General features: G+C 51.9%; 23 protein-coding genes. 15 read left to right on the forward strand and 8 right to left on the reverse strand.

Annotated elements, in window-relative coordinates; translation table 11 throughout:
* Nucleotides 1-4 precede the first annotated feature (4 nt).
* The 5 genes from AAC599_RS11040 (at nucleotide 5) to bmt (ending at nucleotide 4,715) form a co-directional block, all read left to right on the forward strand.
* The gene (locus AAC599_RS11040; RefSeq protein ID WP_340150455.1) at nucleotides 5-1,261 is read left to right on the forward strand and encodes an MFS transporter; all 1,257 of its coding nucleotides are present in this window, start codon (nucleotides 5-7) and stop codon (nucleotides 1,259-1,261) included.
* A gap of 90 nt (nucleotides 1,262-1,351) precedes the next feature.
* On the forward strand, nucleotides 1,352-2,539 hold the full coding sequence (locus AAC599_RS11045) for an aminotransferase class V-fold PLP-dependent enzyme (protein WP_340150456.1): 1,188 nt from the start codon (nucleotides 1,352-1,354) through the stop codon (nucleotides 2,537-2,539).
* A 79-nt stretch (nucleotides 2,540-2,618) separates the two neighbouring features.
* On the forward strand, nucleotides 2,619-3,083 hold the full coding sequence (locus tag AAC599_RS11050) for an isoprenylcysteine carboxylmethyltransferase family protein (RefSeq protein WP_340150457.1): 465 nt from the start codon (nucleotides 2,619-2,621) through the stop codon (nucleotides 3,081-3,083).
* A 56-nt stretch (nucleotides 3,084-3,139) separates the two neighbouring features.
* Nucleotides 3,140-3,544, forward strand: coding sequence for a DUF4389 domain-containing protein (locus AAC599_RS11055; RefSeq protein ID WP_340150458.1), 405 nt, complete (start codon nucleotides 3,140-3,142; stop codon nucleotides 3,542-3,544).
* A 136-nt stretch (nucleotides 3,545-3,680) separates the two neighbouring features.
* On the forward strand, nucleotides 3,681-4,715 hold the full coding sequence (gene bmt, locus AAC599_RS11060; RefSeq protein ID WP_340150459.1) for a betaine--homocysteine S-methyltransferase: 1,035 nt from the start codon (nucleotides 3,681-3,683) through the stop codon (nucleotides 4,713-4,715).
* 10 nt (nucleotides 4,716-4,725) lie between these two features.
* Here the strand turns inward: bmt and AAC599_RS11065 are convergent, their stop codons facing one another.
* The 3 genes from AAC599_RS11065 to AAC599_RS11075 all read right to left on the reverse strand — a co-directional run bounded on the left by AAC599_RS11065 (nucleotide 4,726) and on the right by AAC599_RS11075 (nucleotide 7,026).
* Nucleotides 4,726-5,358, reverse strand: coding sequence for a glutathione S-transferase family protein (locus AAC599_RS11065; RefSeq protein WP_340150460.1), 633 nt, complete (start codon nucleotides 5,356-5,358; stop codon nucleotides 4,726-4,728).
* A 133-nt stretch (nucleotides 5,359-5,491) separates the two neighbouring features.
* Nucleotides 5,492-6,343, reverse strand: a complete 852-nt coding sequence (locus AAC599_RS11070; RefSeq protein ID WP_340150461.1) for an MBL fold metallo-hydrolase — start codon at nucleotides 6,341-6,343, stop codon at nucleotides 5,492-5,494.
* A 71-nt stretch (nucleotides 6,344-6,414) separates the two neighbouring features.
* The gene (locus AAC599_RS11075; RefSeq protein WP_340150462.1) at nucleotides 6,415-7,026 is read right to left on the reverse strand and encodes a CDP-alcohol phosphatidyltransferase family protein; all 612 of its coding nucleotides are present in this window, start codon (nucleotides 7,024-7,026) and stop codon (nucleotides 6,415-6,417) included.
* A 141-nt stretch (nucleotides 7,027-7,167) separates the two neighbouring features.
* On the opposite strand from AAC599_RS11075, the gene AAC599_RS11080 reads away from it, so the two are divergent.
* Together AAC599_RS11080 and AAC599_RS11085 are read left to right on the forward strand one after the other, a co-directional pair.
* Nucleotides 7,168-7,638, forward strand: a complete 471-nt coding sequence (locus AAC599_RS11080; protein ID WP_340150463.1) for an OsmC family protein — start codon at nucleotides 7,168-7,170, stop codon at nucleotides 7,636-7,638.
* 62 nt (nucleotides 7,639-7,700) lie between these two features.
* Nucleotides 7,701-7,913, forward strand: a complete 213-nt coding sequence (locus AAC599_RS11085; protein ID WP_340150464.1) for a hypothetical protein — start codon at nucleotides 7,701-7,703, stop codon at nucleotides 7,911-7,913.
* A gap of 6 nt (nucleotides 7,914-7,919) precedes the next feature.
* Here AAC599_RS11085 and AAC599_RS11090 read toward each other — a convergent pair whose 3' ends face one another.
* Nucleotides 7,920-8,804 (reverse strand): NifU family protein, encoded by an 885-nt coding sequence (locus AAC599_RS11090; protein ID WP_340150465.1) that lies wholly within the window; start codon nucleotides 8,802-8,804, stop codon nucleotides 7,920-7,922.
* A gap of 139 nt (nucleotides 8,805-8,943) precedes the next feature.
* The gene (locus tag AAC599_RS11095) at nucleotides 8,944-9,957 is read right to left on the reverse strand and encodes a cyclase family protein (protein WP_340150466.1); all 1,014 of its coding nucleotides are present in this window, start codon (nucleotides 9,955-9,957) and stop codon (nucleotides 8,944-8,946) included.
* Nucleotides 9,958-10,094: 137 nt separating this feature from the next.
* On the opposite strand from AAC599_RS11095, the gene AAC599_RS11100 reads away from it, so the two are divergent.
* Nucleotides 10,095-11,351 (forward strand): MFS transporter, encoded by a 1,257-nt coding sequence (locus tag AAC599_RS11100; protein WP_340150467.1) that lies wholly within the window; start codon nucleotides 10,095-10,097, stop codon nucleotides 11,349-11,351.
* Between the two features lie 49 nt (nucleotides 11,352-11,400).
* Here the strand turns inward: AAC599_RS11100 and AAC599_RS11105 are convergent, their stop codons facing one another.
* From AAC599_RS11105 to AAC599_RS11115, 3 genes are read right to left on the reverse strand one after another with little or no spacing between them, the layout of a single operon-like run.
* Nucleotides 11,401-12,174, reverse strand: coding sequence for a class II aldolase/adducin family protein (locus tag AAC599_RS11105; RefSeq protein ID WP_293962890.1), 774 nt, complete (start codon nucleotides 12,172-12,174; stop codon nucleotides 11,401-11,403).
* Nucleotides 12,175-12,200: 26 nt separating this feature from the next.
* The gene (locus AAC599_RS11110; RefSeq protein WP_340150468.1) at nucleotides 12,201-13,355 is read right to left on the reverse strand and encodes an acyl-CoA dehydrogenase family protein; all 1,155 of its coding nucleotides are present in this window, start codon (nucleotides 13,353-13,355) and stop codon (nucleotides 12,201-12,203) included.
* A gap of 44 nt (nucleotides 13,356-13,399) precedes the next feature.
* The gene (locus AAC599_RS11115) at nucleotides 13,400-14,206 is read right to left on the reverse strand and encodes an IclR family transcriptional regulator (protein WP_340150469.1); all 807 of its coding nucleotides are present in this window, start codon (nucleotides 14,204-14,206) and stop codon (nucleotides 13,400-13,402) included.
* A 126-nt stretch (nucleotides 14,207-14,332) separates the two neighbouring features.
* On the opposite strand from AAC599_RS11115, the gene AAC599_RS11120 reads away from it, so the two are divergent.
* The 7 genes from AAC599_RS11120 to AAC599_RS11150 all read left to right on the forward strand — a co-directional run bounded on the left by AAC599_RS11120 (nucleotide 14,333) and on the right by AAC599_RS11150 (nucleotide 22,702).
* A complete protein-coding gene (locus AAC599_RS11120; RefSeq protein WP_340150470.1) occupies nucleotides 14,333-15,487 on the forward strand; it encodes a TAXI family TRAP transporter solute-binding subunit in 1,155 nt (384 codons plus the stop codon).
* Nucleotides 15,488-15,508: 21 nt separating this feature from the next.
* Nucleotides 15,509-17,503: a TRAP transporter fused permease subunit gene (locus AAC599_RS11125; RefSeq protein WP_340150471.1), complete on the forward strand. Its 1,995-nt coding sequence runs from the start codon at nucleotides 15,509-15,511 to the stop codon at nucleotides 17,501-17,503.
* Nucleotides 17,504-17,682: 179 nt separating this feature from the next.
* Entirely contained in the window at nucleotides 17,683-18,438 is a 756-nt protein-coding gene (locus AAC599_RS11130; protein ID WP_340150472.1) for a hypothetical protein, read from the forward strand.
* Between the two features lie 65 nt (nucleotides 18,439-18,503).
* Nucleotides 18,504-19,097: a TetR/AcrR family transcriptional regulator gene (locus tag AAC599_RS11135; RefSeq protein ID WP_340150473.1), complete on the forward strand. Its 594-nt coding sequence runs from the start codon at nucleotides 18,504-18,506 to the stop codon at nucleotides 19,095-19,097.
* Between the two features lie 292 nt (nucleotides 19,098-19,389).
* Complete coding sequence (locus tag AAC599_RS11140) at nucleotides 19,390-21,261, forward strand: 2-oxoacid:acceptor oxidoreductase subunit alpha (RefSeq protein WP_340150474.1); 1,872 nt, start codon at nucleotides 19,390-19,392, stop codon at nucleotides 21,259-21,261.
* A gap of 1 nt (nucleotide 21,262) precedes the next feature.
* Nucleotides 21,263-22,279: a 2-oxoacid:ferredoxin oxidoreductase subunit beta gene (locus tag AAC599_RS11145; protein WP_340150475.1), complete on the forward strand. Its 1,017-nt coding sequence runs from the start codon at nucleotides 21,263-21,265 to the stop codon at nucleotides 22,277-22,279.
* Nucleotides 22,280-22,369: 90 nt separating this feature from the next.
* Nucleotides 22,370-22,702, forward strand: a complete 333-nt coding sequence (locus AAC599_RS11150; RefSeq protein ID WP_340150476.1) for a TraR/DksA family transcriptional regulator — start codon at nucleotides 22,370-22,372, stop codon at nucleotides 22,700-22,702.
* The last annotated feature ends 3 nt before the right edge of the window (nucleotides 22,703-22,705 follow it).

Consider the following 22,705-nt stretch of genomic DNA (forward strand, 5'->3'; position numbering starts at 1 on the left):
CAAAATGTGGAATTCAATTAAATCAGTTGCCTCTCTTTTGGCCAGCTACGGCCTCCTGATGGTTGCAAATGCGATGTTCGGCACCCTTCTCGGTCTGCGCAGCAAGCTGGAAGGCTTCTCAACGGAAGTTACCGGTCTGATTATGGCCGGTTTTTTCATTGGCATGCTGGTGGGCGCAATGTATGCAGTTCGCGTGGTCGCCAGCGCCGGGCATATCCGTTCATTTGCGGCCTTCGCATCCGTAATGTCCGTTGCGGTTCTGGCCCATGTCCTGATCATCGAACCTGTGGCATGGTTTATCTTGCGCGCGATTACCGGGTTTTGCATGGCCGGCATGGTCATGATTGTTGAAAGCTGGCTCAATGAACGGTCGACCAACGCTACCCGAGGGCGTGTTCTTTCACTCTATATGATAACGAACTATCTTGGTGCCGGATCCGGACAATTCCTGATTACCGTCGCCAATCCAGACGGATTTCAGCTTTTCTCGATTGCGTCAATTATCTTCTCTATTGCGCTGGTACCCATTCTCCTGACCCGTGCAACTGTTCCGCGCCCATCAGCACCGGAACGCATGAAGTTTCGCGATCTTATAAAAATTTCGCCGGTCGGAGTTACCGGCACCTTGATCGCAGGGCTGACGAACTCGGCCATCAACAGTATGGGGCCGATTTTCGCCAACTCGATCGGGCTCAGTCTCGGGCAGATATCCACCTTTATGGCGAGTATATTGTTGGGCGGCATGTTGCTGCAATTTCCGGTTGGCCGGTTGTCGGACCATTTTGACCGACGGACGATCCTGATCAGCTCCGCGCTGGCGACAGCATTAATCAGCGGCGGTATCGTCTGGGCCGCCGCCGGTCATCACGTCTTCGCGCTGTTCGGGTTCTGTCTCCTGTATGGGGGTTTCTGTTATACAATCTATCCGATGTCATCCGCCCAGGTAAATGACCTCGCGGATCAGAACCGGCTGGTTCAGGTATCCGCGGGGCTATTGCTGGCCTATGGAACGGGCGCGAGCATCGGCCCCATACTGGCCTCGCAGATCATGGGACAGTTCGGCCCGTTTGGTTTGTTTTATTATGTCATCGGGTGCACTCTTTTTCTCACCGGCTTTACTGTAATCCGTGTGCTTCAAAGACCTGCTGGGAATAGAAAAGCTGTCTTCCTCCCTCTCGGCAGTCTTGGGTCCTCCAGCAAACAGCTTTACAGCACCGTCGTAAAGGAAGCGAGGAAGCGGGGCACAAAAGAGACTGATTAAATTACAATCCGGGGAAATGCCGTTGCGACCCCGGAAAAAGCGGATAATATCTCGATCTAAGAAAGATCGCAGCATGAGGAAAGTATCGTCATGAGTGTCAAGAACGAACGACAATTTTTGAGCATTCCCGGCCCAACAACGGTTCCCGACGAAGTCCTTGCGGCCATGCACCGCCCGGCGATAGATATTCGCAAGGGTGAACTGGTCGAAGTGACGGCAACACTAAAAGACGGCCTCCGCATGGTCAGCAAGTCAGAAGGGACGCCGTTTATCTACATCGCCAACGGCCATGGTGCATGGGAGGCGGCCCTCAGCAATGTACTGAGCCGGGACGACAAGATTCTAGTGCTTGAAAGCGGGTCATTCGCCATGGGCTGGGGCCAGGCCGGCGGCACGATGGGTCTCGACGTTGAGGTGCTTCCGGGAAGCTGGCGAAAATCGGTCGATCCGAATGCACTCGAAGCCCGGCTGAAGGAAGATAAAAGCCGTGACATCAAGGCAGTACTGGTTGTTCAGGTTGACACTGCGTCCAGTGTTATAAACGATATACCGGCGATCCGCCGCGCAATCGATAATGCAGGCCATGACGCGTTGTTTATGGTCGATACGATTGCTTCTCTCGGAACGATGGATTTCCGCATGGATGAGTGGGGCGTGGATGTCACGGTTGCGGCCTGCCAAAAAGGCCTGATGATGTCGCCCGGCATCAGTTTTGTCATCGCAAATAAAAAAGCGCTGGCACGTCATGAGACGGCAAATCTGCGCACCGCCTATTGGGACTGGACAAACCGTCTGGGACCGGAGCACTACCAGAATTACGCTGGCACCCCACCGGTTCATATGCTGTTCGGACTGCAAAAAGCATTCGAGATGATCCGCGCGGAAGGGTTGAAGGCAATATTCCTGCGGCATCAGCTCCTCGCTGAGGCGACCCGGGCCGCCGTCGCAAAATGGTCCGAAGGGAACGAACTCTCCTTCAATATTATTAACCCGGCCGAGCGCGCAAATTCGGTCACGACGGTTCTCGTTGCCAACGGGAATTCTCTCGAAGCGATCCATGAATATTGCAACAGAAAATGTGGTGTTGTTATCGGTGTGGGCATATCGGAGCTTTCAGGTAAAGCGCTTCGAATTGCGCATATGGGACATATCAATGCCCCGATGTTACTTGGGACACTCAGCGCAGTTGAAATGAGTATGAAGGCCCGGAATATTTCTCATGGATCCGGAGGGGTTCAGGCAGCAATTGATTACCTTGCCAAAAATGTCCCTCAATAAGGACAGTATGTGACCCCGGATACGGACAGCTACCGGTAAGGTTGCTAACCTCATGATAAACTTGGGGTGAGCAACACAAATGACAAAATCTGATAATCCGGGTGTGAAGATACCGCCACCGCTTTGTTTTTTTGCATTCCTGGCGTTTGGAATTTATTTCAACTCGGCCTGGATGGAAGGGCGCGCGGCGGCGCCCGTTTTAACATTGATCGGCGGTCTGCTCACTTTGGTTTCGGCCATTTATCTCGCGCATAGTGCAAGAAAGCATAAAACGGCCGGATCAAATGTGGAACCTTGGAAGCCGACGACGACCATTATTTCAGATGGAGTCTATAAATACTCCAGAAATCCGATTTATGTAGCTATGGCAGCCGCTTACCTCGGCCTCGCAATTGCCGCAGCGAGTTGGCTGGCCGTTGTCCTGCTGCCTTTCTGTCTGGCTTTTATTCGCTATTACGTCATTGCCAAAGAGGAGACCTACCTTGAAGATAAGTTCGGCAGCGAATATCTAGAGTATAGGAAGAAGGTCCGGCGCTGGCTGTAGATTTATAATGTGCGCCGGATTTTAGCTGAACTTCAATAATGCAAAGGGCGCAGCGGATGACGGACGATGTTAAAACCCATGTTAAATCGAAATCAACCTGGACACGGCTGATTTACCTGATCCTGTATGGGATTATCTACCGACTTGCAGAAATTGTACTGCTTGCCATAACGATCGTGCAGTTTTTGAAATCGCTATTGACCGGCTCTCCGTTCACTCGTTTACAGTCTTTCGGTGGTGCATTGGCGGAATATAACAAACAGCTTGTTGCCTTTCTCTCCTATCAAAGCGACGAGAAGCCATTTCCGGTCGGGCCTTGGCCACCGGAACCGGAGATCGAAAAAGCGGATGAGGTTATCATCGTCGCTGAGAAGGCCGACGAAACTCCTCCTCCGAAGAAATCGACCAATACAAAAAAGACGGATGATCCGAAAAAAGACACTGGTCCGGAGACAACCTGATAGACAAGCGCGGCGACAGCAGACTTTGGTTCTTGGTACAGCAATAACGTGATCTCTATTCATGATGCTTTTGCATTGCCAACGATAATGGCCTGTGTCATGAGGGAAATACTGAAAATCAACGCGGTGTGTCGTCATGATCAACAAACTTGAACAGCTTCTGAATGAAAAGCCGTTTCTTCTTGCGGATGGCGCTGTCGGGACCAATCTCTTCGCCGCTGGCCTGCAGTCCGGAGACGCGCCGGAGCTTTGGAATATTGACGCACCGGAGAAAATTCACTTTCTTCACCGTGGCTTTGTAGAAGCTGGATCAGACATCATCCTGACCAACAGCTTTGGCGGAACAAGCTATCGCCTTAAGCTTCATAACGCGCAGGGTCGTGTCCATGAACTAAACCTGGCCGCCGCAAGAATTGCCCGCTCCGAGGCGGACCGCGCGGATCGTACAGTTATCGTCGCAGGGTCCATGGGCCCGACCGGCGAGCTCATGGAGCCAATGGGAAGCTTGACGCACGACGGCGCGGTTACTGCCTTCAAGGCACAGGCTGAAGCCCTCATTGAAGGAGGCGTTGATGTTCTGTGGATCGAGACGATGTCATCGAAGGAAGAAGTCGCCGCCGCCGTGGATGCTGCTCGTGCAACCGGATATCCATTCGTCTGCACCATGTCGTTCGATACAAACCGGCGGACGATGATGGGGATAAAACCCTCAGAATATACGGAATTCTGTCACGAACTCCCCGCAAGACCCACAGGCTGGGGCGCGAACTGCGGTGTCGGGGCGGGCGAGATGCTGGAAACAGTGCTGGGACTTAAATCGACCGCAGCAGCGGAAGACATTATCGTCGCGAAGGCCAATTGCGGCATTCCTGAATTCAAGGATGGTGCCCTCACCTATAGCGGGACGTTGGAGGTTATGGCCGATTATGCCCGTCTCGCGGCAGACGCGGGCGCACGTATTATCGGCGGCTGCTGCGGCACCAGTCACGCCCATCTAAAGGCGATGGCAGACGCCCTTGATGCATATACGCCGAAACCGAAGCTGGACCTGCCGGAGATTGAGGCGCATTTCGGTCCGGTCTGGCAGACGGAAATACCAGAAGGTGCCGGCCATCGTGCCTCAGGTGGAGGTGAAGGCGGCCGCCGCAGCGGCCGTCGTCGCAGGAACTAACTCACACGTATCAAGCGCTGGCGCTCGGCCTTGCGGATACTGCGGCATGCCAGCGTTTCAGATTATCCAGCCCGTCCGGCATTTCGATTTTTGCCATGCCGGTTGCAAAATCGACAACGACCAGCGCCCCGACATCCGCGGCCGAGTAGCTGTCGCCCACGACAAAATCATGCCCCGCCAGTTGCTCGTTCAGGTCCTCAAAGAAATAGATAACACGCTGCCGTCCGCGTTCCGCAAGTGCCGGAATCTGTTCTACATCCCGCGGACCCGTAATGGCACGTCCGGCAAGCCGGGGCGCTGAATTCCGAAGCGCTTCCGCAACGGCCATAAACCCGTTGACGTTGATATAATGGCACCAGTCATTTATTTGCGCCCGTTCACTCGGGTTGCTGCCGAACAAAGGTGGTTCGGGGCAAATTTCCTCGATATAGCGGTTCATCGCATCAATGGAGGATATCCGTGTGCCATCGTCCAGTTCCAGAACGGGCACCGTGCAGTGCGGATTAATTTTCTTGAAGTCATCCGTCAACTGTTCGCCCTCGCGCATATTGACATTGACTTTTTCTACTTCAAGGCCCTTTTCCGCCAGGAATATTCTGACTCGGCGTGGACTTGGCGGACCAACACAATCATATAGTTTCATTTTCTTTTTCCTATCCAGTTTTGCGCCCCGGATCAGGTTTTCTCCCCCTTATTCGGGAAGTCGTCGAACAGATCGACAATGCCGATCATAGTGGTAATTTTCTTATTCTCAAGCACCTCGGAACAATGTCAGATCACGTCTTAAGCCAGTATCCACCCTTCTCCAGCGTCTTGAGATGTCCCGCCGTCGGCCCGGCGAAATGCGTCCCGATGATCAGCGTATCCGAGTCACTGTATTTTTTTAGAAAATCTTCACGGGTAACACGAGCCGCTTCCGCATCGGCATCAGCGGAACTCGACCATTCCGGATGAGCGATCTGACAGGGATGATGCATGCTGTCGCCGGTAATGACGGCCTCTTCCCCGTTGGAGCGAATCTGGACACAAACATGACCGGGCGTATGGCCGGGTGACGGGAACAGGCTTATGCCGTCACAAATCTGATGGTCCATCGATACGAAGTCGGCAAGTCCTGCGTCTACAATGGGCGCAACAGAATCGCCAATCACGTCGCCGAACTCATCCTGTGACGCAGAGTTCCAGTGGGCCCACTCCTTCTCGCCAATGAGATATCGCGCATTGGGAAATGTCGGCACCCATTCTCCATCCACAAGCATTGTATTCCAGCCAACATGGTCGACATGCAAATGTGTACATAAAACAGTATCGATGCTTTCACGCGGATAACCGGCAGCTTCTATATCCGTCAAAAAGCTGGTTTGCAGCATGTTCCAGGCCGGAATTTCGCGTTTCTTATCGTTGCCAAGGCAGGTGTCGACAATAATTCGGCGCTCTCCCGTATCGATGATGAGCGCATGAATGCTCATGATCAGCTTCCCCTCCTTTGAGGCAAAATGCGGTATCAGCCAGTCAATCGGCTGAATAGCCTCCGGTGTCGCCTGAGGCAGGATAAAGCGCGTCCCGCCCATTGCTTCCACCTCAACGACCTGGGTGATTTTGATATTCCCGATCTGCCACCTGTTCATCCGCTCATCCTCCCTTATTATTATTTTATGGTAGATGAGTATAACGGCTCGAGATCACCTTACAATAAGCATCAATCGGATTTTCCGAAAGTTACCCATGCTGCATAAATTCGGGTGCCGGTCGTGATCCAGCACATAGCCCCGAATATCAGCGCAATGGCAAAGAAGTAGTCAGGGAACAGGCACATCAGCACCATGGCCGCAATCGTCTCCCCGCCTTCCGCGAGCCCTCCCAGATAATAAAGCGATTTGCTTCCCTGAATAGCCGTGGTGATACGGTGTTTTTCCGCCATGATTGCATAGGTGAGGAAGGTTGACCCTGTCCCCATAAAGCTGAAAATCAGCAGCGCAGCAAACAGGGCATTCTCGGGACGGGCGAGCGCAAAAGCGAAAACGACTGCAGAATAGAAGATAAAATCGCAAACGATGTCGAGATAACCGCCAAAATCCGTGAGGAGAGAGTGCCGCGCAACAGCACCGTCAAGGCCGTCAAAAAGCCGGTTGAGGAGTATGAATACAAGGGCCAGACCGTATTCCTCAACTGCGATGAGAGGAACGGCAACGAGCCCCATAAAAAAGCCGGCAATCGTTATCGCATTCGCGGAAATACCGATCGCCGCGATTTTCGTTCCTGCCGCATTCAACGGCGGATCAATGATATGTCGTAACGCCGTATCAAACATTTCTGGTCTGAAATACCCTCTTGATCCGAGAACAGTCTAGTGAGATTGTATTAGGCAAAGTACATAATGGTAATAATCGGACATAGTAAAGCGATATGAGATCGCTCCCAATAATGTGACTTCGCTTTATCAGGGAATGAAATGGCTCAGATACATGAATTTTTCGCCCGTGTCGACTGGACCGGCGCCCGAAAAGGGGCAACGACGGACTATAAAACCTACTCTCGCGACTATGACATCCTGATTGACGGACGCTCAACGATAAAGGGATCTGCGGCTCCTCCGTTCCTCGGCACGGACGACAGGTATAATCCCGAAGATTTACTGTTGGCATCCCTCTCCGCCTGTCACATGCTAAGCTATCTTGCGCTCTGTGCCCGGAAAAGAATCAAGGTGACCGCCTATCATGATGACGCCTGGGGAAAAATGGAAATGAAGGATGGCGGCCTGCGGTTTACGGAAGTCATTTTGAAGCCATTCGTCACGATCGAAGCCGATGGAGATCTCGAAAAAGCGAAAACGCTTCATGAAGATGCTCATGGCATCTGCTTTATCGCAAATTCTGTAAATTTTCCGGTTCGCAACGAGGCAAGTGTCATGTTTGCCAAATAACCAAATATTAATCCTGTTGTGCCACATTAGTTCCCAATACAGAACCTGAACCGAGACCGATAATGCAACAGAAATTCGAAGCGGCGATTTACAACGAAGAAGTCCTCGCAGCTCTCCAGGAAGGAGAACACCACAAGAACCTGTCTGATAGCTGGGCGGAAACCCATTATTTCGAAATTTATGCCTCCAGCCTTGAGGACGCATGGGATAGAATGCGGCGCAAATACAGCACTGATCGTGGTTTTGTGATCAAATCTGTCGAAGAAGTCGACTAGAGATTTCTAGTACCCGACATAGTAAGGATTGGTGCCGCCGGCATGATCGGTGACATCAAGGACGCGCTCAATCATTGGAACGGCGGACTTAATCTCCACCTCAACGCCCTGCTTAAGGGTTGCATCGGCCATACCGCATCCCTGACATCCCCCCGCCATTTCAACATAGGCGGTCTGATCCTGAATATCGATCAGGGTTATGTAGCCTCCATGCGCCGCAATCGCGGGATTGATCCGGGTTTCCAGAAGTACGCGAATCTGCTCCGCCTCATCCGTTTGAAGCCCGGGACGATCTGACGTATTCACCGCCTCTTCATCGACCATACGTTCAAAACGGACCCGCTGAATTTCCGGAACGAAATGCCTGACGGTATTCTCGATCTTGATCTGGGTGCCGAAAGCCGGTGTCGAAAGGCCGGAGCTATCCATTTCCAGCACCACAACACCATCCTCCGGATCATAGGACTTAAAGGCGACGTCTCCCCCATCATCCCGTAACTGGGGCTTCACCCGTGTTTCCACCAGATCAACAATCGCATCGACAATTTTTTGTTCTTCCTCGGAATAGCTCGCGCTTGCCGCTTTCTCCTCACCGTTTAAAACAGGCATGCCACTCATGTAATGATCCATTATCGCCGCCAGGATCATGGGTTTCAGCTGGATCCAGAGCGTTTTTTGCTCTTCGTCCGATTTTTTGACGATGGTCACATAGTCTTCACCGAGTTCTACTGATTTCACCCCCGGGATATCAAACAGCCGTGCCGCGAGCGGTGATCGTGCACGTGCATCTGTCTCATCTTCAAAGACAACCGATCCAGAGGTCAGAACCTGACGACCTGGAAGGAACTTCATCCGCGCGTCATCTTCATGTGGCAGGGTCTGAATAAACATCAAGCAACTCCAAACCCGCTCGCGGCGGGACATCAATATATTTGACCGTCAGCTAACAGATTAACCGGGGGACGGCAAGGCTCAACCATAACATAATACGCTTGCAGTTGCTTGCAATAGCCCGAACCGTCCTTCGCTCCTATACAGTAGCCACGGGATTTGCGGGAGAACCGACCGCGCCCGGCAACCGTATCGGCGGTGCTGTCAACAAGAACCGGGATCGGCCATGTGCCTTCAGCCAGCTGTTTAGCGGAGTGAGATACCACAGCTCGCCCAGATGGATACCGAGTTTGAACAGGCAATGCTCATGGATGGGCAAGAAAGCGCAGCTTCCTTCCCCGGAGCGCGATGGATGCGCTTCAACAGCGTAATTATCGGCAATCAACAGAGAAAGCCCTGAATCCGTAATCCAGTTCAGCAGCTTTCCATCCCGGCCATCCAGCGCTGCGCAGGAGTTATGCAGTTTTTCCTTATCCGGCTTGCCCCCCATATCCATGATCATCTGAGCAAAGCCTGTATGGAGGCAGACCATGTCTCCCTCTTCGACCGTGACGCTGTCCTTCTCCATTACCCGCATGAGATCGTCATAGCCAACCATCTTCTGTTCCCAGCCAAACTCTTCCTCGAGATCAATCATGACGCCACGTCCCTGCACTCCGACGGCGGCCATATTCTCAATACCGAGAGCGTGGGCACGGCTCCCGCCTTCATCCTGCGGCCCGCAAATATGCTCACCGCCGCGATAACCGTTGTAATAGACAATCTCCGCCTTTCCGTCCCCGTCCGCATCAAACTCCTGCCCCACATGAGCAAGGCTGTCCCATTGCGATGAATATTGCGTATGCATGACAACCAGATCATCACAGATCACGTCAATCATGTTAGGATCGTCCTGCGACAGGTTATAGTTCATATTCGGCCGGTTGCCGGAGCGGACCGTCGGCCTCAATTCTGGCGGATAACGCCGGGGGTTAAGAAGATTCCCTCCTGGCAGGTCAAGTGGCAAACTGAGACAGAAACGTTCCCCGGCGTGCACTTCCGCCGCGGCGGCGCGTACTCTTTCAGGTGTAATCAGGTTAAGACGACCAATTTGATCGTCCGCGCCGAAATCACCCCAGTTGGACCCCTCGGGCCGGTTTTTCCATCGCGACATATTTTTCTCCCTTTGTTTTTTATTTTTCAGTACACCATAGCCTCAAGGTATTCTTGTGCAAAGCCCCGAGTCCGCCTGAATTGACCGCCGACGCACAAACTGCTAGCTCTAAACAAAACAGAACGGACGCGATAAAAATGAAAAACGAAGCGGCAACGGCCTTTAGGATCATAACCACATTGTCGATCGTTTATATCGCCAGTAATTTTTATCGTTCTTCCATTGCGGTCATCGCCCCCAACATGATGGACGAGATCGGGCTCACCCATGAAGAACTCGGCATTATCGGCGGTATTTTTTTCATTGCCTTCGCCTTGTTTCAGGTTCCAGTCGGCATTTTTCTGGACCGATATGGCCCACGCAAAACCATTTGCGTTCTGGCGTTGTTTGCGGCAATCGGCTCTGTCGGATTTTCACTTGCGACAAACTTTCTGGAACTTTCTGCGGCCCGCTTCGTAATTGGAATCGGCTGCGCCCCGGTCCTGATGGGTTCTCTCGTCATCATTTCAAGATGGCTTTCCGTGGAACGTTTTGCCTTTTATGCATCCTTGATTGTCGGAATGGGCGGGGTTGGAAATATTCTGGCGACAACGCCGACGGCAATCCTGACAGATATCATCGGGTGGCGCGACGTCTTCTTGATCGCCAGCGGTGTCAGCGCATTTTCAGCCATCTTCGGCTTTTTCATTATCAAGGATGCCCCGAAAGACCATGCTTTTCACGATCGTGAAATCGAGAGCATGAAGGATACCCTGCTCGGTGTGATGGAGATCATCAGGAACCGGCAATTCCAGTATATTTTTGCCATCAACCTTGTCATCTACGGCACGGTCATGACCATCGTCGCGCTTTGGGGCGGAAACTTCCTGCGGGATATCTATGGTCTCGATCTTACGGCCCGCGGCAATATCCTGTTCTGGATGACCGCTGGAGTCATCGGGGGCAATTTCTTTTACGGCTATGTCGACGGTTTATTCCGGACGCGAAAACCGCTGGTTCTGGCAGCGGCAAGCACAACGATCCTATTGCTCGTGATTTTGGCAGTAATCCCTGTCATAGCTGTCTGGCAAGTTTCCGCCCTACTTATTCTGTTCAGCTTTTTCGGAAGCTATGGCGTTCTTATCATGTCTCACGGTCGCTCAATATTTCCGGAGAGACTTCTTGGACGTGGTATCGCAACCTTGAATACCGCTGTTTTCCTGGGCGTTTTCCTCCTGCAATCCATGGGAGGATTTATCATCGGCGGCTTTGTCAGTGATGACGGAGTAGCTCCACTTATGGCATATCGCGTCTTCTTTATCACCCTTGCGATCTTGGTTTCAATCGGCGTCTTTGCCTATAGCAGGTCAGAAGAATCAAAAAACACCGACAAAAAGGCGCCGGAAACTGCCTGAATGCGTTTCTTCCGGCGCCTGATTTATCTAAGACTGTGCTAATCCGTTACTAGTTACGGAAATTACTGCCCTTGTTATCAAGCAAGCGCAGCAGGCCCGGCCACTCCAGGCCGGATTGCGATGCACTGATCTTGAACTGACCGGCAGCATGCTCACACACTTCCCGCGAGGGTATGATAAGCTCGGAGTCACCAGCCAGCGCCTTAATCTGCGATTCACAGGATTTTTCAAGGTAGAAGATGCGGCGGAATGCTTCCGATATGGAGCTGCCAACCGTCAGCAGGCCATGATTGCGAAGAATCATCGCGATACTGTCGCCCATATCCCTGACAAGGCGTTCACGCTCGTCCAAATCCAAGGCAATACCTTCATAACCATGGTAGGCCAACCGACCATAAAACATCATTGAATGCTGACTTATCGGGAGAAGTCCCTGTTTCTGCGCGGACACCGCCATTCCGGCACTGGTATGCGTATGCAGGACACAGGCGACATCGTGGCGAGCCCCATGGATAGCGCTATGGATCGTGTACCCGGCCGGATTGATGATGAAGGGTGTCTCGCTTAAAACATTCCCGTCAATATCCACTTTCACCAGACTTGATGCCGTTATTTCATCAAAAAAGAGCCCGTAAGGGTTAATCAGAAAGTGATTCTCCGTGCCCGGCACACGCGCCGAAATATGGGTGAAAATCAGATCGGACATGCCATAATGGGCAACCAGCTGATAACAGGCCGCAAGATTGACCCGCTCTTCCCATTCCTCATCGCTGACTTTACCTTTGAGGCTGGGCACCATTTTATTGATCTTGTCTACACCCATATCAAATATTCCTTTTGCTGTTGTTCTTAATTCCCATGCGATTTGAGCATGTTACGCGCAATCACAAGTTGTTGAATTTGTGTTGTCCCTTCATAGAGCCGCAGCAACCGAACATCCCGATAGAAGCGCTCTACTTTGTATTCCGCCATGTATCCAGCCCCGCCATGGATCTGAACCGCGCGATCTGCAATCCGCCCCGCTGCCTCGGTTGTAAACATCTTGCAGCAGGCGGCCAGCATTGAGATATCCTCATTCTTATCATATTTTCGCGCAGCATCCAACGTCATTGCGGTCGCGGCAAAGAGTTCCGTCTGACTATCTGCGAGCAGCGCCTGAACGAGCTGGAACTCTCCGATCACTGTGCCGAACTGTTTTCGTTCCGACGCATAGGCAAGAGCCTCTTCAATAATTCGCTCGGAGATACCGGTTGAGACGGAGCTCAAATGCAAGCGCCCTCGATCCAGAACTCTCATTGCTGTATAGAAACCCTGCCCCTCGCTCCCGCCGAGTAATGCGGATGCCGGAACACGGGCGTCCTCAAAGATAACGTCACTCGTCTTTGTGCCGCGCTGCCCCATTTTCTCGTCCGCCTTGGCGATTGTGATACCGGGCGTTGAAGGATCGACGAGGAAAGCGGAAATACCAGATGCCCCTTTCTTCGAGGAATCCGTCCGCGCCATTACCGTCAGCATTCCGGCACGCAGGGCGTTCGTGATATATCGCTTGGTCCCATTCAGCACATAATCATCGCCGTCGCGGACAGCGACTGTACGTAAGGAAGCAGCGTCGGATCCTGCCTCCGGTTCTGTCAGGCAGAAAGAGGATATGATCTCTCCCGAAGCAAGGCGCGGCAGATATTGTTTTTTCTGCTCTTCCGTACCGGTCATGACAAGTCCCTGACTACCAATGCCAACGGTTGTCCCAATGACGGAGCGAAAAGCCAGCGATGCTTTGCAAAGCTCATGAATCACTTCACATTCCTGTTCCATGCTGAGCCCCAAGCCGCCATATTCTTCCGGGATGGACAGTCCGAACAGGCCGAGTTCCCGCATTTCCTGAATTATTTCTTCCGGAACATCGTTGGTTTCCTCAACCTTATCTTCCGCCGGAACAAGTTTTTCCCGGACGAAGCGGCTCACCGCATCCTTCATTAACTCAAAAGTCTCGCTATCCAGCGCCATTATCTTCCCTTTTCTTGATTTTCTTTATTTGAAAGTTTCAGTAATCAGTCTACTCCGCAGATTACCTCGATACTACGTGCCAGCCCTACGAGACGCGGCCCGACATTTTCGCGTAATCTGGCTTCTGTTACCAGATAAGACGACCCGCCGCAATTATAGGCAGCGACATCACCGCTTGAATTATCACGTGTAGCGGTTCCCACAGCATGAAAAACCGATTGCCACTCACCCATGGAGAGGCAATATCCAAAATCTGCGAAATCCTTTTGCGCTGCCTCAAAGCCTTTTTTTATTACCGGCCAATCCTGCAAATGTTTTTTCCGCACGTGATCAAGCAACAATGTCCGTTCGCTCTCCGCCAACTTGCACAGAAAGGCCCGGCCGACTGCCGTTGTGGCAATAGGCAGATATGATCCGGTTTCCAGCCGAAGTGTGCTCTCATCTCCGCCGCGCGCTGTTTCGACATATACCATATTCAGACGGACGCGCGTTGCCATGGCAACACCAAGGCCTATCTGCGCCGCAAAATCTCTCATCAGGGGCCGCGATAACAATCTCAATTTGTTGTTGGCAAGGAACGTGTAGCCAAGAGAGAGCACCGCCGGAGACGGCTCATATTTTCCGAGGCTTTTGCGATATGTCAGATAACCGAGCTGCATCAACGTGCTGGTCAATCTCGAAACCGTTGACCGCGGCAGCTTCGTTCGCTTGGCAAGCTCATTATTACCAACCGGACCTTCTCCAGGCCGGAACGCTTGTAAAATTTCGAGGCCGCGCGCCAGAGAGGTGACAAAATGCCGATTATTGTCCGGCACTGAAATACCCTCAACGAATGTTTCTTCTTCGAGCATTTTCTAACTATAGTAAAAAAAGAATTTCCTGGGAAAAAAACTTGCAGAATTCCGTTCCACTATGCAGAATACCCACCTATTAGAAAACAAAAAAATAACATACCAAGCTTTCCATGGGAGGAAATAATGGGAATTAGCTTAAAATTATGCGCAGCTGCGGCCGCAGCGGTGATCACATTCTCGTCTGTTGCTCAGGCGGAAGACGTCAAGTTACCGGATACTCTCGCATGGAGTGCCTACAACACCGGAACAACCGGTTACAACCAGTCAGTCGCAATTGGCAAGGCATTAAAAGACAAATATGGTATCGACCTCCGTGTTATTCCGGGCAAGAACGATATTTCGCGCATGGGCCCGCTCAGGACTGATAAAGTGCAGTTCGTCGCAAACGGTGCCGGTACATTCTATGCTGCGGAAGGTGTCTTCGAGTTTGCTAATCCTGACTGGGGCCCACAGCAGGTGCAGATGCTGGCGTCCGCAACTTCTGACGCTAACCTGTCTGTAGGCGTTGCCGCCGATGTTGGCGTCAAGACTTTTGCTGACCTTAAAGGTAAACGTGTTGGGGTCGTTCGCAGCTCTCCTGCCCTGACGATTGGTACGGAAGCCATGCTTGCGTTCGCGGGCCTTACTTTCGATGATGTTGAAGTTGTCGAATTCGGCGGCTATGGCGCAATGTGGAAAGGGATGATTTCTGGACAGATTGATGCGGCGTTTGCTTCAACCGTCTCCGGCCCGACAAAACAGCTTGAGGCATCTCCTCGTGGCATTTACTGGCCGCCAACCCCGGCTGCAGATAAAGAAGGCTGGGAACGTATACAGAGCGTTGCACCATACTTCGTGCCCCATGTTGCGACATTGGGAACTGGAAATATTTCCAAGGATACGCCTCATGATGGCGCCGCTTATCCATATCCGATCCTGATTACACGTGCAGACCAGGATCCAGATCTGGTTTATTCCATGATCAAGGCCGTGCATTCGGAATATCCAAATTACGAAAAGTCACTTCCCGAAATGACCGGCTGGGCACTTGAAAACCAGACCTTTAAATGGGCCGTTCCCTACCATCCCTCAGCGGTTAAATATTGGAAGGAAATTGGTGCCTGGACGGATGACATGGAAGAGCACAACAACAATATGCTGAAGCGTCAGCAGGTTCTTGCCGATGCGTGGGCAACCATGGAAGGCAAAGGCCTTGAAGGCGATGCGTTTACTGCTGATTGGATGAAAACCCGGGCTGCTGCACTCGAAGCGGCAGGTATGAACCCGATTTTCAAATAATCCTAAAACACATATTTCCTTATGGAAACGCAAAAGCAAGAAAATGGCGCGGTGGTGAAGCCTGAGTTGGCTCGCCACCGAAGCCTTTCCTTCGGCTGGATGGCAATCGTTATTGCGGTTACCATCATAGTCATCACGCTCGCCGTCAATCAGCTCTTCAATGCCGGTTTTTTCGTTGGCTATACCTGGCTTGATAACGAGTATCAGTACGCGCTTTTCGGACTGCTTGTCCCGATTGTCTTCTTGATTTTTCCGGCCAGCGGGAAGTCGGCCATGGACAAGGTTCCTTGGTATGATGTCCTATTTGCCGTGACCACCTTTGGACTGCTTGTGTTTTTCTTTATGAATGCCGAGCAAATTCTGGATAATGGTTGGGAAATGGGAGCACCTGATCATATCGTTGCCTTGGGCTTCATTCTGTGGTTACTGGTTCTTGAGGCAACAAGGCGCGCCGGCGGCACAGCCCTGTTCACAATTGTTCTTATCATTTCACTTTATCCGCTTTATGCCGATATTATGCCCGGACCGATTTCCGGCCTAGGCAGTTCGCTCTCGGACACAACAGCCTATCATGTCCTCAGTGCGGAGAGCATGCTTGGCATACCGATGCAAGCGCTTGCCAACCTTGTTATCGGATTCCTGATTTTTGGCGTTGCCTTGACGCAGACCGGCGGCGGCAAGTTTTTCATCGATCTGGCATTTGCTGCACTTGGTCATGTCCGTGGCGGACCTGCGAAAGTTGCTATCTTCTCTTCCGGCTTGATGGGTTCCATGAGCGGAAGTGTGATTTCCAACGTTATCACGACAGGCGTAATGACGATTCCCGCAATGCGAAAAACGGGTTTCAGGGCTTCATACGCTGCTGGTGTTGAAGCTTGTGCGTCAACTGGCGGTGTGCTGATGCCCCCGATTATGGGCTCGACTGCCTTTATCATGGCGGTCTTTCTGAACATCCCTTATATCACGATCGCGGTTGCGGCCATTATTCCGTCAATCCTGTATTATCTGGCCCTGTTTATCCAGATTGATGCCTATGCCGCAAAGAACAACATGCCAGGCCTGCCAAAGGAACAGCTTCCTAAATTGGGAGAGACATTCCGTAACGGTTGGCATTTTATTGCAGTTTTCATTCTGCTGATCGTCATGCTGGTTTACCTTAAACAGGAAGTTCTCGCACCTTTCTACGCAACAGCATTGCTCCTCATCATCAACCAGATATTCTCGAAAGAACGCTGGGGGATGAGAGAGTTTTGGGCGTTCATCCTTGCCGCTGGCAAGCTGCTCGCCGAAATCGCTGCAATTCTGGTCGGTGTCGGTCTCATTGTCGGAGCCCTCTCGATTACGGGCATGGCGGGAACGCTGGTCAACGACCTCGTCTTTATCGCAGGGGGCGATATCCTGGTCCTGCTCCTAATGGGTGCCATCGCCAGTTTTATCATGGGGATCGGGATGACGGTTACGGCTGCCTATATCTTCCTGGCCATTGTTCTGGCACCAGCACTTGTACAAGGTGGACTTGACCCTCTGTCCGTTCATCTCTTCATTCTCTACTGGGGCATGGTTTCATTCATCACCCCGCCAGTGGCGCTTGGTGCATTCGCCGCGGCTTCAATTGCAGGTGCCAGTCCTATGCGGACAGGTTTTGAAGCGATGCGACTTGGCTCGATCATCTATTTCGTGCCGTTCTTTTTCGTTCTGGATCCAGCCTTCATCCTGCATGGCGAACTCAGCCGGACAGCTCTTCTGTTCGTTTGTGCGGTGGGAGGTGTGATCCTCGTTGCGAGTTCCCTGCAAGGCTATCTTGTCTGGGTTGGCAACCTGCATCGGCATCCCGTTCTGGGCTGGCCGATCCGGGCACTTATCCTGATCGGCGGGCTGGCATTGGCGACACCGGGCGGTAGTGACCTGATACCGTTCAGCGATTTAGAGTTGGCACTCCTTGCATTGGTTACCGCGGGTCCCGCGGCGGCTCTTGCATATCTGTTTGAACGCCGAGCGAAAGCTGCCATGGCCTAAGGTCATTTTCACATAAACGGCTGGACTAAGGTCCAGTCGTCGAGAAACGCCCGCCACCAATCATAGCGGGCGTTTTTTTTCAGCAGCTCGGGAAATCTATACGCTCTCTACTGCTTGCGATAGCCACCCCCCTATCGTATGTTGCGCCGGTATTTCAATAACGGAAATTGGCGGAAAACATGAGACGTGGATTAACAATTGCAATGATCGGGATTGTTCTGCTGTTCTGCGCAGCGATCGTTATTGTCTATGTTTCGATAGGTTCCGTGATTACCTCGTCAGTCGAAAAATATGGCTCTGCGATGACCCAAACTTCGGTCACATTACCGGAAGCGGATTTTTCTCCAACCACAGGAGAGGCAACATTACTGAATCTGAAAGTTGAAAGCCCCGCTCCCTTCATCGCTCAGCCTGCCCTGCTCGCGCCGCATATAGAGATACAGATTGACCCGCACACCATCGATCAGGGGACGATCGTCATAAAGCGCCTTATGGTCGAAGCTCCGGAAATTACCTATGAAATCACAAAGTCCAGTGACAACCTCAGGAAAATCCGTGACCATATTGAGGCCGCGGTTTCAGCTGAACAACGGGGGCAGTTTCCCCTGGATCGCAAAGGCTCGCCGAAGAGATTTATCATCAATGACCTTTATATTCAGAATGGGGTTGTCATTGTTCAGGCCGAAAATTTGACCGGAAATAGAGAAACGGCTCTATTGGAAGATTTACATTTGAAAGCTCTGGGACAGGCTGAAAATGGTCTTGAAGCCGCCGCACTGGTAGAGAGAATTTATACACCCCTGCTTCAGGCAACGACCCTTGCGGCCCTCTCAACCGATTTGAATTTATCTGACCAGATGCGAAACATATTGCGCGGCGCCAGTGACGAGACAGGTGAACTGATTGATCGCCTGCGGAATCTTCTTGAAAAATAAAGTTGCCCGCTATGCGAGGAGCAGGCATAACGGATATCGCAACAACTGTTTGTTAGGGTCGATCTGTGGCGGAAAGCAAACCTTCTCGAGAAGACGGGCTACACCGAAGCGATAACCGGCGCCACGAACTTATGGCGGCAGCGGCACATCTGTTTAACCAACGCGGCTACGATGCAACATCAATGCGGGATATCGCGCGTGAGGCTGGCATGCTCGCTGGTTCCATGTATTATCATTTTTCCTCAAAGGATGAATTGATTGTTGCGACCTATGAAGAAGGCCGGCGGCTTCTCAGCACAGCGTTACTTGAAGCAATTGACGGCATTGAAGACCCATGGGAACGGTTGACCGAAGCCGCGGTCGCGCATATGAATACGCTGTTCGGAGGAAATAATTTTTCCATTCTGCTATGCGCGGACATCTCTCGAACGGCCCCAACGTTGCGAAGTCGCCTGATTGAAATCAGAGATAGCTACGACAAGTTATTTATGGACCTGATTGAAGACTTGCCGTTGAAAGGCGATGTTGACAAAGGATTGTTGCGGCTCAGTCTCCTGGGCTCCCTGAACTGGTCCAGCAGCTGGTATCGCCCCGGTGGACAGACTCCCGCCCAAATTGGCGCTTTCTTCGTACGCTTGATGAAAGATGGCCTGAGCTAAACTCTCAGTTTATTTCACATAATTTTTTGTAAATTAAATATTTCACACGATAAATAAGAAAATAATGTTGTGTTCTGCATAAAAACAACTATATCTACGCTAAAGGTGGTGACAGCAGGCCGAAATTCATAATCTTGTGAACGACGAAAGAAATCATTGCTGAACAGGCTGTTCTTATTACAGTAAATGATCATATAGGCCGTTGATTGCTGGCTCAAAATATGGCTAAACTGTGGTGTTGGCCGGCTCGCGAGGTTGTCCACCCCTAAACTAAAAAGTGCGAGTAGGAAAGTTGAACGAACTAAAAATAAAATCAGATCCTGTCTCCGTTCCCAGGAAAGAAGTCGCCTCAGTTGTCATCCGATTTGCTGGCGACTCGGGAGATGGCATTCAGATCACAGGTAGCCGTTTTACGGACACAACAGCGTTAGCCGGGAACGATCTTGCAACCTTTCCCGATTTTCCGGCAGAAATTCGCGCACCGGTCGGAACGACATTTGGTGTCTCCGCTTTCCAGATAAATTTCGGATCCCGAAGAATCGAGACCGCGGGTGATGATCCTGATGTGTTGGTGGCCTTGAACCCGGCTGCCTTAATGGTCAACCTCTCTCGCCTGAAACCCGGCGGTATGATCATCGTTGACAGTGGCACATTCACGGATCGCAACCTTAAAAAAGCGGGCTATCTTACCAACCCGCTTGAAGACCAGTCCTTGGAGGCCTACACCGTTCTGGAAATTGATATTACCAAGCTGGTTCTTGAATCCGTCAAGGAACTCGGTCTTTCCCAGAAAGAAGGTCTTCGGTGTAAAAACTTCTGGGTACTTGGCCTTGTATACTGGATTTATGGTCGCGACCGCGGAGATACGATCGACTGGCTAAAGCGTAAATTTGCGAAGCGACCGGAAATCGCCGATGCGAACATTGCGGCACTGAACGCCGGGCATATCTATGGCGAAGCCTCGGAAACCGCAGGAATAAGTGAGCTTTATTCTATTCCCGCCGCCGAAATGTCAAAGGGTCTGTACCGTACGGTTACTGGCGGCGAAGCCCTTGCCTGGGGTCTGGTTGCCGGCGCAGAGCTGGCAAATCTGAAGGTATTTTTCGGATCCTATCCGATTACACCGGCCTCCCCGGTGCTTCATTCGCTTGCGAAGATGAAGCAGTTCGGTGTAAAGACATTTCAGGCCGAAGATGAAATCGCCGCCATATGCTCTGCGATCGGGGCCTCCTATGCGGGCTCGCTCGGCATTACATCTTCCTCAGGACCGGGTATCGCCCTTAAAGGCGAAGCAATCGGACTGGCCATTTCCACTGAATTGCCCCTGATTATCGTCAATTCACAGCGGGCGGGCCCCTCCACCGGTTTGCCCACAAAAACCGAGCAATCCGATCTATATCAGGCCGTTTATGGCAGGAATGGGGATGCGCCGCTGGTTGTTCTTGCGTCCCACGGCCCGGCGGACTGCTTTGATGTCGCGATTGAAGCCTGCCGCCTTGCAACAAAATACATGACCCCGGTTATGCTACTGACGGACGGCTATATCGGGAACGCAGCAGAGCCCTGGCTGATCCCGAATGTGGCGGATCGGGAGCCTTTCCCGGTAGCCTTTGAAACAAACCCGGAGGGTTTTGCACCCTTCAACCGCAATCCGGAGACATTGGCGCGGCCATGGGCAATCCCGGGCACGCCGGGTCTTGAACATCGCGTTGGCGGGATCGAGAAGGAAGAGGGTTCCGGGAACATCTCCTATGAGCCTGCCAACCATCAGCAAATGACCAATTTGCGGCGGGATAAAATCCTCAATATTGCGCAGGACATCCCGGAACAAACGGTCGAAAACGGTGAAACCAGCGGAAGGCTGGCTGTTGTCGGATGGGGATCGACATATGGCCCCATAAGCCGCGCCGTGGATAACAAGCTTGCTGAGGGTGCAAAAGTTTCCCACATTCATTTGCGGCACATCTGGCCATTGCCACGCAACCTCGGTGATCTGCTCCGGGGGTTTGATAAGGTGATTGTTCCGGAAATGAACGATGGGCAACTGAAAACTGTCTTGCGTGACCAATATCTTATCGATGCCCGGCCGCTGACAAAGGTGACTGGTCAGCCGTTCAAGATATCAGAGATCGAACGTGCCATTGACGCGGCACTGGAGAATTAAAATGAACATTGCTGTAACATCAGACAAGCTCAAACCCGCAGACTTTGCTTCCGATCAGGAGGTACGGTGGTGCCCGGGTTGCGGCGACTACGCAATCCTGAAAGCAGTACAGCGGACTTTACCGGATATTGACACACCGAAGGAGAATTATGTTTTTGTCTCCGGAATCGGTTGCTCGTCACGCTTCCCTTATTACATGTCAACTTATGGCTTCCATACGATCCATGGCCGCGCACCCGCAATCGCAACTGGCATGAAGATTGCCAACCCGGAACTTGATATCTGGATGGTAACAGGCGATGGCGATGGCTTCAGTATTGGCGGCAACCACATGCTTCATGTCCTGCGCCGCAACGTTGATTTGCAGATTCTCCTCTGCAACAACGAGATTTATGGCCTGACGAAGGGTCAGTATTCGCCGACCTCCGGAGTTGGACTGCGCACGCCATCCTCTCCGGACGGATCAGTCGATACGCCTTTGAAGCCACTGGTATTTACGCTGGGTGCCGGCGCCCGCTTTGCCGCTCGCGCCTATGATACGCAGAAAACATTGCCAGACATCCTGAAACGGGCTCATGCGCATAAAGGCACGTCGATGGTTGAAATCCTTCAGAACTGTATCGTCTACAATGACGCGGTTTTTGACAATGTTCTCGCCCGAGAAGTCGCAGCGGACAAGCAGCTCCATGTCGAGCATCGTAAGCCAATGATTTTTGGCGCGGAGAAGAATAAAGGGATTCGGCTGAATACGAGCACATTGACCCTGGAAGCCGTCACCATTGGTGAAGACGGAGTGACTGAAGCCGACATTCTTGTTCATGATGAGAAAAACCGCTCCCTCGCCACATTGATTGCCGCAATGGACGGAAACGAACTGCCCGTTGCCTTTGGTGTTATTTATTGTGATCCGGCCCCGACATATGAAGACGGGATTACCCAAAAGCTGGAACAGGCAAAAGGAGAAGTCACTCCCTCCATGGACGCCTTGCTAAGACAAGGTCATACCTGGCAGGCTTGACGGCCTTACAATTTTGAACAACAGAGGCCGATCCTGCGACGGGTCGGCCTTTTCTTTGCATTCGTAAAAGCTTTGCAATAGCCTCTTAGCATGACAAAGGACAGCAGTGAAAACACCCTGCTGGCGCGGCGAGAGGCTTTACTTAACGTAATGCAGTCAAGCACAAGTGACAGTCAGCCGGTGGAGCTTGATCAAAGTCGGGTCGGACGGCTGTCCCGGATGGATGCGTTGCAGGGACAGGCAATGGCTCAGGAAACGGAACGGCGACGCAAAAATGAACTGCAGCGCATTGAAAGCGCCCTCGCCCGGATCAAAGAGGGCGAATATGGAGTTAGTGTGTCTTGCGGTGATGAAATCTCGAAAAAGCGCCTTGAACTCGATCCGAGCGCCCCTCTTTGTATTGACTGCGCAAGCAGAGGGTGACCG

It is taken from the genome of uncultured Sneathiella sp. (assembly GCF_963976355.1).
Lineage (GTDB): Bacteria > Pseudomonadota > Alphaproteobacteria > Sneathiellales > Sneathiellaceae > Sneathiella.